Origin of the sequence: Flavobacterium xanthum (assembly GCF_900142695.1) — a bacterium.
Classification (GTDB): domain Bacteria; phylum Bacteroidota; class Bacteroidia; order Flavobacteriales; family Flavobacteriaceae; genus Flavobacterium; species Flavobacterium xanthum.
Genome location: NZ_FRBU01000025.1, coordinates 37122 through 48617 on the forward strand (window position 1 = coordinate 37122; position 11496 = coordinate 48617).

The window sequence follows — 11496 nt, forward strand, 5'->3', positions numbered from 1 at the left end:
CTGAAAATTTATTTCAAATACAAACCTATTGCTCTTTGTTTAACTCAAAATTCAGCTCTTGAAATGAATATTTCTATCACAACAACTCAGGAAGAACATTATAAATATTCGCAGGAAATATGCGAAACTATAGAATTATCCGCCCTTTTAAGAGGTACTGGAATTGCTAAAAGAACTCCAGAATATATCAAAAAAAAGATGGAAACCAAAGATGCGGTTATCGCCTTAGATAATGGAAAATTTGCCGGTTTTTGTTATATCGAAAGTTGGCAACACGGCAAATTTGTGGCTCATTCAGGACTGATTGTACATCCAGATTACCGAAATTTAGGTTTAGCCAAAAAAATAAAATCCTTTGTTTTTGATTATTCCTTAGAGAAATATCCAGACGCTAAAGTATTTGGAATCACAACTGGTTTAGCGGTAATGAAAATCAATTCCGATTTAGGCTATAAGCCCGTTCCTTTTTCAGAATTGACGAATGATCCAAGTTTTTGGAAAGGTTGTCAAACCTGCACCAATTATGAAATCCTAAAAAGCAAAGAAAACAAAATGTGTTTGTGCACCGGCATGTTATATGATCCCAAAGAAAAACAGAAAGACCCTCCCAAACATCCGTTTAATGTCCGGATTTGGAATCGTTTGAAAAAAATTAAACAAGCTATTTTCTTAGAAAAGTAATCCCCTTCCCAGCCCTACCGGAAGAGAAGGGAGTCAAGGAAGAAAAAGCAACAAATTAAGAAGAAGAACAAATAAAATTCCCTTTCGCCAGTTTTGGCTTCCCTTCCTTCGGAGGGTCACGAAGCATCGGGAGAGGATGGTAAAAAATAATAATTATGAAAAAAGTAGTATTAGCTTATAGTGGAGGATTAGATACCTCTTATTGCCTGAAATATTTGAAGAACGAAAAAGGATACCAAGTTCATACCGTTCTTATCAATACAGGAGGATTTGACGAAGCAGAACTAGCCGCAATTGAAAAAAGAGCATACGAGTTAGGAAGTGCACAACACACGAACCTTACCATCGTAGATAAATATTATGATAAAGCGATCAAGTATTTGATTTATGGCAATGTGCTAAAAAACAATACGTATCCACTCTCTGTGAGTGCTGAACGCGTGTTTCAAGCTATGGAAGCGATAAAATATGCCAAATCGGTTGGTGCTGATGCAATTGCTCACGGAAGTACGGGTGCAGGAAATGACCAAATCCGTTTTGATTTAATTTTTCAAACCATTGCTCCCGAAATTGAAATCATCACGCCAATTCGTGATTTAAAATTATCCAGACAAGAGGAAGTAGCTTATTTACAGGCAAATGGAGTGGAATATTCTTGGGAGAAAGCGCAATATTCAATCAATAAAGGACTCTGGGGAACTAGTGTTGGCGGTAAAGAAACCTTGACTTCGAACCTTCCGTTGCCTAGTGAAGCGTATCCCTCACAATTGCAAAAAGAAGGAGAAGAAAAAGTGACTTTAGAATTTAACAAAGGAGAATTAATTGCCGTAAATGGCAAGAAGGATAAACCCTCAAATAATATTGTTGCACTTGAAAAATTAGCGAGCGCTTTTGCCATTGGGAGAGACATTCATGTTGGCGATACGATAATTGGGATTAAAGGAAGAGTTGGTTTTGAAGCTGCTGCACCCTTAATTATTATCAAAGCACACCATTTATTAGAGAAACACACCTTGGGCAAATGGCAACAGCATTGGAAAGAACAGCTAGGAAACTGGTACGGAATGCTATTTCATGAAGGTCAATTTCTGGATCCAGTGATGCGAAATATCGAAACTTTTCTGGAAGACACACAAAAAACAGTGAATGGAACGGTGACCGTGGCGTTAAAACCGTATCACTTTACGTTGGACGGAATCGAGTCGGATAATGATTTAATGAACACTGGTTTTGGTCAATATGGCGAAATGAACAATGCCTGGACCGCTGACGATGCTAAAGGATTTATCAAAATTTTAGGCAATGCGCAAAACATATTTTCATCGGTAAACAAGGAAACGTACGTGTAATAATTCTTAGTGTTTGGGCGTGACCCTCCGTAAAAACTACGGGTCGGGCTATCTGCTGTATCTTTTGTTCCGCTAACGCTTCACAAAAGGATGCCGCTTCTATCCCTCACGCACTCGCCTATCTAAAATAGTTTGAGAATATTTAGTATGTATCTGCAAGGTCTTTCTCAAAACTTGTAGGTCTGATTTAAAATATTTAAAAACCTTGCAGAAGAATAGTAAAAGAGATATAGGTCTAAAATAAATAATAAAGAGTATGATCAACGTTGGAATAATAGGTGGTTCGGGATATACAGCAGGGGAATTAATCAGAATATTGATGTTTCATCCCCATGCAACCATTGATTTTGTTTACAGCACAACTAATGCTGGAAAACCGCTATCAGTGGCACATCATGATTTGTTGGGTGATATCCAAATGAATTTTACTGATACTGTAAATCCTACTGTGAATGTTGTTTTCCTCTGTTTGGGACACGGAAAATCCAAATCATTTTTAGAACAAAATCAATTTGCCGCGCACACTAAAATCATCGATTTAGGAAATGATTTTCGTTTGACAAAAGACGCAACATTTGAAGGAAATTCGTTTGTTTACGGTTTACCAGAATTAAATAAAGAAGCCATTAAAAACGCTCAGTTTATTGCCAATCCAGGTTGTTTTGCAACTGCTATTCAATTGGCATTATTGCCTTTGGCGCAAGCCGGAATGCTAACTACTGATGTTCATATAAATGCTACAACAGGAAGCACTGGCGCTGGAGTTTCCCCTTCAGAGACAACGCATTTTAGTTGGAGATCCAATAATATGTCGCATTACAAAGCATTTGACCACCAACATTTGGGAGAAATAAATCAAAGTGTCAGTCAATTGCAGATCGATTACAAAAACGAATTAATTTTTGTACCCAACAGAGGAGATTTTGCCAGAGGAATTTTTGCCACATTGTACACCACAATAGAAGAAAGTTTAGAGGCTGTCGTTGCAAAATATGACCATTTTTACAAAGACCAACCATTTGTAACTATCACTACAACTGAAATCAACATGAAACAAGTGGTTCAAACAAACAAGTGCATTATAAGTTTGCTAAAAAAAGGAAACCGGTTGTTGATTACCTCCGTAGTTGATAATTTAGTAAAAGGCGCTTCTGGACAAGCGATTCAAAACATGAATTTGATGTTTGGACTAGAGGAAACAACAGGATTACATTTGAAACCAAGCGGGTTTTAAAAAAAATTATAAGATTGAAGGATTTAATGATTGAAAAATTATGAAATTCTAATTATCGAAATTTGAAATTTTAGACTATTCTAAAATCTTTAAATTCTTCAATTTTTAAATCTTTAAATTTTAATAAAATGAACTTATTTAACGTTTACCCCTTATATAATGTCACTCCAGTAAAAGGACTGGATTGCATCATTACCGATGACAAAGGAATCGAATATTTAGACCTTTATGGCGGTCATGCTGTCATTTCAGTTGGTCATACGCATCCAGAATATGTCGCCAAACTAAAAGATCAATTGGATCATTTGGCCTTTTATTCCAATGCGATTCAAAATCCAATTCAAGAAGAATTAGCAACTAAGCTTGGAAAACTTTCTGGCTGCGAAGCGTATGATTTATTTTTATGTAGTTCTGGAGCTGAGGCCAATGAAAATGCGTTGAAACTAGCTTCTTTTGTCAATGGTAAATCAAGAGTAATTGCCTTCAAAAACTCTTTCCACGGAAGAACATCTGCAGCGGTTGCTGTAACCGACAATGAAAAAATTAATGCGCCTTTAAACAAGCAGCAAAAAGTTACTTTCTTAGCATTCGATGATGCTACTGCTTTGGAAAATGAATTAAAAAAAGGAGATGTATCCTCAGTCATTATTGAATCCATTCAAGGTGTAGGCGGTTTAGATCAAGCTTCAACAGCGTTTTTTCAAACGCTAGAAAAATTGTGCAAAACCTATGATGTAGTTTTAATCTTGGATGAAGTTCAAGCTGGGTATGGCAGAACAGGTGCGTTTTTTGGTTTTCAGCATCATAACATCAAACCCGATATTATTACCATTGCAAAAGGTATGGGAAATGGATTCCCTATTGGAGGCGTTTTAATTGGTCATCATATTCCAGCAGTATATGGAATGTTAGGAACTACTTTTGGCGGAAATCATCTGTCCTGTGCAGCGGGAATAGCCGTTTTAGATATTATTGAAAAAGAGAAATTGATGGATAATGCCATCGCTATTTCTGCCTATTTTCAGGAACAAATAAAAAGCATTCCCGAGGTTATCCAGGTAAAAGGAAGAGGTTTAATGCTGGGTGTCGAATTTGATTTTGATGTAAGTGTCTTGCGAAAAAAACTAATTCTTGAAAAACATATTTTTACAGGAAGTGCCAGCAATAAAAATTTATTAAGAATCCTACCACCACTGACAATCAAGAAAGAAGCGATTGATACTTTCATTACAGCTTTAAAAGAAAGTTTAGTAGAAATAAAACGATAATGCTCCGCAAAGTCTCCGACTTTGAGGAAGTGAATACCGGTCTTTGACCGTCTAAAACAAACGTATGAACAAACTATTAACTATAGAAAAGCGAAATGCAGTTTTAAAGCGAATGGCAGTTCTTCTCGAAGAAGAAAGAGCCATTTTAAAGACAGTAAATCAACAGGATTTAAGTAATTATTCTGGAGATGACCTGGCAATGGAGAAACGTTTATTAGTTGATGATACAAAGATTGATAATATGATTCTATCCTTGAATCAATTGGCTGATCAAGATGATCCTGTTGGTGTGGAAAGATTTCATTTTACGCATGAAAACGGTATGAAAATTAGCAATAAAACAGCCGCTTTTGGTACTATCCTGATTATTTATGAATCCAGACCAGATGTTACCGTTGAAGCGGGAGGAATTGCCTTAAAATCAGGTAACAAAATTCTGCTAAAAGGTGGAAAAGAATCTGTACTGTCCAATTTAAAAATTATCGAATTATGGCATCAAGCATTAAAGGATAATGAAATTGCTGCTGACTGGGTAGAATATTTGAATTACAACCGAGAAGAAACGCAAGCATTCCTAGAGCAACCAACACAAAAGGTCGACTTAATTGTTCCTCGTGGTGGTGAAAACTTAATCGCTTTTGTTAAAAAGCACGCTACTTGCCCGGTAATTATAAGTGGTCGTGGAAATAATTTTGTGTATGTAAATGCTGAAGCTAATTTAGATCAGGCTCTCCAAATTATTATTAACGGAAAGACCTCAAATATATCGGTTTGTAATGCTTTAGATAAAGTGTTGATTGATACTAATCTGGAAAATTGGGAAGTATTTGCCAGGAAAGTAATCACCGAATTACAATTAAGAAACGTCATTGTTCTAGGCGATGAAAGCGTTTCAAAAATAGGTAATATACCGCAGATTGAGTCGGATTTGATTTGGCATGAAGAATTTTTAGATTACAAAATTGTAATTGGAACAACCAATTCGGATCAAGAAGCGATTGATAAAATCAACAAATATTGTGGCGGACATTCTGCTTCGATAATCACAAAAAATGATAGCATTGCGCAAGAGTTTATGGAAAATATAGATACGGCAGCCGTGTATCAAAACGCCTCAACCCGATTCACTGATGGAGGACAATTTGGTCTTGGAGGCGAATTGGCGATAAGCACAGACAAATTACACCAACGCGGACCAATTGGCTTGCAACATTTAGTTACTAATAAGTGGTATATTTATGGAAATGGGCAAGTCAGGTAAAAAGATTTTTGATTGAAGATTAACGATTTTTGATTGCAGATTGAAAAAGTAAGAATACAAAATATTAACACAACACTTTGCGAACTTAGCGTTTATAAACGTTTAGTTTAAAAATTAACTTTGCGCACTTTGCGGTTAAAAAAATGGCTAAAAAAAGAATTTTATTAAAGTTAGGTAGCAATACCTTAACCAAGGAAACCAATCATATTTCGAGAGGAAAGATTGAGGATATTGGCATACAAATCGCTGCTTTACAAGAGGAGTACGAGTTTATCATTGTAAGTTCAGGTGCAATTGCTGCAGCCAAACAATTTGTAAAACTAGAAAATCAAGACCAAGATGTGTTTGTAAAACAAGCGCTGGCCTCGATAGGACAACCTCATTTGATGCGGATTTACCATGAGAATTTCAGTGATTTAGGATTACTAATTTCGCAATGTTTACTCTCGTATTCGGATTTTGAGAGGGGACAATCTAAGGTCAACATTGTGAACACTATCAACGTTTTAGTCAAAAATAATTACATCCCTATTATTAATGAAAATGATACGGTAGCAACTGATGAGATTCGCTTTGGTGACAACGATAAATTAGCCGCTTTAACAGCCGTTTTATTAGATGTTGATATTCTGATTATTGCCACTAATACAAACGGAATTTACACCAAAGACTCTTTACATGATGCCGTTCCAGAAACGATTTCCTTGGTAAGTGATTTAAAAGTATTAGAAAAAGAAATTGCCGATTCAAAATCCTCTCACGGAACTGGCGGTATGCAATCTAAAATTGAAGCTTCGGCAATTGCTAAGGCTGCCAATATTGAAACTTGGATTGTAAACGGCTTGGATGACAATTTTATTTTGAAAGCTTTAAAAAATGAAATTCCTTTTACAAAAATAATTTAATTCGAATATTGAATTTTCAAACAACGCATCATTCATAATTCACAATTCTTAACTGTAATGAACTACATATCCATACAAAATATAGATTCACTTGAAAAATGGGTGAAGCAAGCCTTGAAAATTAAGAAAAAACCACTTAAAAACAAAAAACTGGGAAAGAACAAAACGCTTGGAATGTTGTTTTTCAATTCCAGTTTAAGAACGCGTTTGAGTACCCAAAAAGCCGCGCTGAATTTAGGAATGAACATTATGGTCATGAATTTTACCAGTGAGGGCTGGACATTAGAATTTGAAGATGGTGCTGTCATGAACTCAGGTGCATCAGAGCATATTAAGGAAGCCGCTGAAGTCGTTTCTCAATATTGCGATATTATTGCTATTAGAGCCTTTGCAGGATTGATAGACAAAGAAAAAGACAATGCCGAAACCGTACTTTCTGGATTCTTAAAATACGCTACAGTCCCAATTGTAAATATGGAAAGTGCCACAAGACATCCCTTGCAATCCTTAGCGGACGCGATAACTATGGCCGAACACAAAACAGCGCACCGACCAAAAGTGGTATTAACTTGGGCACCACATCCTAAAGCATTGCCTCAAGCAGTTGCCAATTCGTTTGTGGAAATGATGCAGTTACAAGAAGCTGATTTTGTAATTACGCATCCTGAAGGGTACGAATTGAATCCTGAAATCACGAAAGGTTCCAAGATTGAATACGACCAAGATAAGGCTTTTGAAAACGCCGATTTTATCTATGCGAAAAACTGGAGTAATTACAAGGAATATGGTCAAATTACAAATTCTGATCCCAATTGGACTGTTACTGCAGAGAAGATGAAAATGACCAATAATGCTAAATTTATGCACTGTTTGCCTGTAAGACGTAACGTAATTGTAACGGATGAAGTGCTAGATAGCGAAAATTCGATTGTGATTGAACAAGCTAATAATAGAACGTATGCAGCTCAGTTAGTCTTGCAAAAAATCTTGGAAAATGGAAAATAAAAAACCGGTATCGATCATTAAAATTGGTGGAAACATTATTGATAATCCAACGGAATTAAAACAATTTTTATCTCATTTTGCTGCGATTGAAGGGCACAAAATACTGGTTCACGGTGGCGGAAAATCAGCTACTAAAATGGCCGAAAGCATTGGTTTAGTTCCTCAAATGATTGATGGAAGACGCATCACCGATGCCGCTATGCTTGATGTAGTTGTAATGATTTATGCAGGTCAAATCAACAAAAATATCGTTGCTCAATTGCAAGCAAATTCAACCAATGCCATGGGTTTTTCTGGGGCAGATGGGAATTTAATTCAATCGAATAAAAGAAACCACCCAACAATCAATTATGGTTTTGTGGGTGATGTAAAAAAAGTGAATACCCAATTATTGGAAACGTTGCTTTTAAATGAGATTGTTCCTGTATTTTGTGCAATAACACACGATGGAAAAGGGCAATTATTAAATACAAATGCGGATACGATTGCAAGCGAATTAGCCATTGCTTTAGCAACCTTTTTTGATGTCACTTTGAATTATTGCTTCGAAAAACCCGGTGTTTTATATGATGCTGAGGATGATTCTTCCGTAATTGAAAACATCAATCAAGAATTGTATTCCAAATTAAAAGCCGAAAAAGCGATTCATTCTGGTATGATTCCTAAATTAGACAACTGTTTCAACAGCTTGTCCAAAGGAGTTCAAAAAATAAAAATTGGACATCACAGGATGTTGCATAATGCATCGGAAATTTGTACAACTATCAAATTATAAAAAAGTAAAACACAAGTCTTACCGATTTGGAAAAAATTTCTTTGTCAATTTTAAAAAATCTGTGAATCTGTGGCTAAAATAAATATGAAAAACATACAAACCCTTACACAAGAAGCCATTTCGCTGTTAAAAGCACTGATTGAAACGCCTTCCTTTTCAAGTGAAGAAGATCAAACAGCCCTTTTAATCGAAAATTGGTTTAAACAAAACAATATTCCTTTCGAAAGAGAAAATAATAATGTTTGGGCTTACAACAAGAATTTTGACAAGTCTAAGCCAACACTTTTGCTCAATTCGCACCACGATACGGTAAAACCGAATCAAGGATATACTAACAATCCCTTTGAAGCTATTGTCAAAGACGGTAAATTGTTTGGCCTAGGAAGTAATGACGCCGGCGGTTGTCTGGTATCCCTTTTAGCGACTTTTGTACATTTTTATTGGGACGAAAATCTGCCGTACAATATAGTCATGGTCGCTTCTGCTGAAGAGGAAAGTAGTGGAAAAAATGGATTAAACAGCGTTCTAAAACATTTACCAACATTGGATTGTGCCATTGTAGGCGAACCCACATTAATGCAATTGGCTGTAGCCGAAAAAGGGTTATTGGTCCTCGATGTTATCCTAAAAGGTACCGCCAGTCACGCCGCACACCATAATCCTGACAATCCTATTTACAAGGCGATACCTATTATGGAATGGTTCAATAGCTACCAATTCGAAAAAATATCAGCAGTTTTAGGTCCCGTAAAAATGACCGTAACACAGGTTTCTGCCGGAAAACAACACAATGTAGTTCCTGCCGAATGTCACCTGGTTGTCGATATTCGAGTGAATGATTGTTACAACAATCAGGAAATTTTAGACACCGTGAGAAAACATTTAACTGCCGAAATCAATCCGCGTTCGATGATTTTAAACGCATCTTCGATTTCTGTTACACACGGATTAGTAAAAGCCGGAATTACACTGGGAAGAACTACTTATGGCTCACCTACCCTTTCGGATCAATCGGTTTTGAGCTGTCAATCCTTAAAATTAGGACCTGGAGAAACCCTGCGGTCACATTCAGCAGACGAATTTATATTTATAAACGAAATAGAAGAAGGAATTCAATTGTATATCAAAATACTAACTGATTTTTTCAAACAATAAAATAATTTGGATTTATCCTGATTATTTTCAGGAGCTAATCCCGCTATACGTTGCAATCTTTTATTTTTTAAAGAAAAAAATAAAAGGATTTCCACTACTATCGGGGCTAAAAATCTAAAAAGTCTAAAAATCTAATTATCCATATATGAAACTTTGGGAAAAAGGAATACCAACCGATAAGCAAATCGAACATTTCACCGTTGGAAACGACAGAGAGCTGGATTTAGTTCTAGCCAAATATGATGCATTAGGTTCTATTGCACATGCAAAAATGCTAGGCCAAATAGGTCTTTTAACAGACTCTGAAACCGTTTCTTTGGTTTTGGCTTTGGAAGAAATTATAAAAGATGCCGAAAATGGGAATTTCGAAATCGAAGACAGTTTTGAAGACGTACATTCTAAAATCGAATATCTATTGACGGTAAAACTAGGTGATGCGGGGAAAAAAATTCACACCGCTCGTTCGCGTAACGACCAAGTATTAGTAGATGTGAATTTATATCTAAAAGACGTTGTAAAAGACTTTAAATCACAAGTAAAAGGCCTTTTTGATTTGCTCATGGAATTGGCTGAAAAGCATCAAAATGTGCTTTTGCCAGGATACACGCATTTACAAATTGCAATGCCATCTTCTTTTGGAATGTGGTTTTCCGCTTATGCTGAGACATTGATTGATGATATCACAATGTTGAATGCCGCCTTAAAAATTGTAGATCAAAATCCCTTAGGTTCAGCAGCAGGTTACGGAAGCTCCTTTCCAATCAACAGAGCTTTCACCACAAAAGAATTGGGATTTAAAACTTTAAAATTCAATTCAGTTGCTGCGCAAATGAGTCGCGGAAAATCAGAGAAAATAGTTGCTTTTGCCATGAGCACCGTCGCAGCAACTTTGTCTAAATTCTCAATGGATGTTTGTTTGTATATGAGTCAGAATTTTGATTTTATCACTTTGCCTTCGCATCTTACGACGGGTTCAAGTATTATGCCTCACAAGAAAAATCCTGATGTTTTTGAACTGATTCGCGGGAAATGCAACAAGATTCAAGCCTTACCATACGAAATCACATTAATAACAAATAACCTTCCAAGTGGCTATCACAGGGACTTACAGTTGTTGAAAGAAGGATTGTTTCCAGCCATCCAAAACCTGAAAGCGTGTTTAGATATCGCGATTTTTGCAATCAAAGACATCAAAGTCAAAGACAACATTCTGGCTGATAAAAAATACGATTATTTGTTTACTGTAGATTCCTTAAACGAAATGGTTGTGGCGGGAATTCCTTTTAGAGATGCTTACAAGGCGGTCGCGGAACAACTGGAAAACGGAACCTTTGAAGCCCCTAAAGAAACCAGACACACGCACGAAGGAAGTATCAATAATTTATGTTTAACAGAAATAAAAGAAAAGATGAAGATAGCCTATTAGAAGTAATAACCTCATCATATCAAAAAGCACTATAAATAACAGTGCTTTTTTCATTTATAACTTCAAAACGAAACTAAATTTTACGAGTGCTATTTATAGAAACGAAATCAAAATATATCGCTTGAAAACTTTTTTGGTTAAGCAAACAAAATCAACTTTAAAAAAGTAAAACTAGATTACATTTAAACTAAAAAAAGAGCTTTTCAACTTGCAAATTTAACAACTGCATTTATGCAATTCTCCCTTTTATTTGCGTTCTAAAATATAATTAGCAAAATACGCTTTGCTATCTGTTATTCTACCTTTGATTATAAAATCAGTTTTGCTTAAAATGGAGTTTAGTATGCTGCGACCTATTCGCGATGCAACTTTTTTAGAAACTTAAGATAGTTTTTTAAGTTTTCATTTCTATTTTCTAGGCTAAAATCGGAAATAAC

At 35.9% G+C, this 11496-nt stretch carries 10 protein-coding genes; all 10 read left to right on the forward strand.

Features of this window, described 5'->3' with window-relative positions:
- Positions 1 to 63: 63 nt before the first annotated feature.
- The 10 genes from BUC11_RS11385 (at position 64) to argH (ending at position 11059) form a co-directional block, all read left to right on the forward strand.
- The gene (locus BUC11_RS11385; RefSeq protein WP_073354163.1) at positions 64 to 681 is read left to right on the forward strand and encodes a GNAT family N-acetyltransferase; all 618 of its coding nucleotides are present in this window, start codon (positions 64 to 66) and stop codon (positions 679 to 681) included.
- Between the two features lie 155 nt (positions 682 to 836).
- Complete coding sequence (locus BUC11_RS11390) at positions 837 to 2030, forward strand: argininosuccinate synthase (RefSeq protein ID WP_073354164.1); 1194 nt, start codon at positions 837 to 839, stop codon at positions 2028 to 2030.
- 256 nt (positions 2031 to 2286) lie between these two features.
- On the forward strand, positions 2287 to 3264 hold the full coding sequence (gene argC / locus BUC11_RS11395; protein WP_073354166.1) for an N-acetyl-gamma-glutamyl-phosphate reductase: 978 nt from the start codon (positions 2287 to 2289) through the stop codon (positions 3262 to 3264).
- Between the two features lie 128 nt (positions 3265 to 3392).
- Positions 3393 to 4532, forward strand: coding sequence for an aspartate aminotransferase family protein (locus BUC11_RS11400; RefSeq protein WP_073354169.1), 1140 nt, complete (start codon positions 3393 to 3395; stop codon positions 4530 to 4532).
- A gap of 64 nt (positions 4533 to 4596) precedes the next feature.
- Entirely contained in the window at positions 4597 to 5793 is a 1197-nt protein-coding gene (locus BUC11_RS11405) for a glutamate-5-semialdehyde dehydrogenase (RefSeq protein WP_073354170.1), read from the forward strand.
- A gap of 143 nt (positions 5794 to 5936) precedes the next feature.
- Positions 5937 to 6698, forward strand: coding sequence for a glutamate 5-kinase (proB, locus tag BUC11_RS11410; protein WP_073354172.1), 762 nt, complete (start codon positions 5937 to 5939; stop codon positions 6696 to 6698).
- 57 nt (positions 6699 to 6755) lie between these two features.
- The gene (locus BUC11_RS11415; RefSeq protein ID WP_073354173.1) at positions 6756 to 7703 is read left to right on the forward strand and encodes an N-acetylornithine carbamoyltransferase; all 948 of its coding nucleotides are present in this window, start codon (positions 6756 to 6758) and stop codon (positions 7701 to 7703) included.
- Positions 7693 to 8478 carry an acetylglutamate kinase gene (gene argB, locus BUC11_RS11420; protein WP_073354175.1) on the forward strand — a complete coding sequence of 262 codons (786 nt, stop codon included), beginning with the start codon at positions 7693 to 7695 and terminating at the stop codon, positions 8476 to 8478. The genes BUC11_RS11415 and argB overlap by 11 nt, the downstream gene beginning before the upstream one ends.
- Before the next feature lie 84 nt (positions 8479 to 8562).
- Complete coding sequence (locus BUC11_RS11425; RefSeq protein WP_073354176.1) at positions 8563 to 9633, forward strand: M20 family metallo-hydrolase; 1071 nt, start codon at positions 8563 to 8565, stop codon at positions 9631 to 9633.
- A gap of 145 nt (positions 9634 to 9778) precedes the next feature.
- Positions 9779 to 11059, forward strand: a complete 1281-nt coding sequence (gene argH / locus BUC11_RS11430) for an argininosuccinate lyase (RefSeq protein ID WP_073354179.1) — start codon at positions 9779 to 9781, stop codon at positions 11057 to 11059.
- The last annotated feature ends 437 nt before the right edge of the window (positions 11060 to 11496 follow it).

Coding starts and splice junctions, on each gene's coding strand:
- proB (WP_073354172.1), top strand. CDS start 5,937: ATGGCTAAAAAAAGAATTTTATTAAAGTTAGGTAGCAATACCTTAACC.
- BUC11_RS11390 (WP_073354164.1), top strand. CDS start 837: ATGAAAAAAGTAGTATTAGCTTATAGTGGAGGATTAGATACCTCTTAT.
- argB (WP_073354175.1), top strand. CDS start 7,693: ATGGAAAATAAAAAACCGGTATCGATCATTAAAATTGGTGGAAACATT.
- BUC11_RS11400 (WP_073354169.1), top strand. CDS start 3,393: ATGAACTTATTTAACGTTTACCCCTTATATAATGTCACTCCAGTAAAA.
- BUC11_RS11425 (WP_073354176.1), top strand. CDS start 8,563: ATGAAAAACATACAAACCCTTACACAAGAAGCCATTTCGCTGTTAAAA.
- BUC11_RS11415 (WP_073354173.1), top strand. CDS start 6,756: ATGAACTACATATCCATACAAAATATAGATTCACTTGAAAAATGGGTG.
- BUC11_RS11385 (WP_073354163.1), top strand. CDS start 64: ATGAATATTTCTATCACAACAACTCAGGAAGAACATTATAAATATTCG.
- BUC11_RS11405 (WP_073354170.1), top strand. CDS start 4,597: ATGAACAAACTATTAACTATAGAAAAGCGAAATGCAGTTTTAAAGCGA.
- argH (WP_073354179.1), top strand. CDS start 9,779: ATGAAACTTTGGGAAAAAGGAATACCAACCGATAAGCAAATCGAACAT.
- argC (WP_073354166.1), top strand. CDS start 2,287: ATGATCAACGTTGGAATAATAGGTGGTTCGGGATATACAGCAGGGGAA.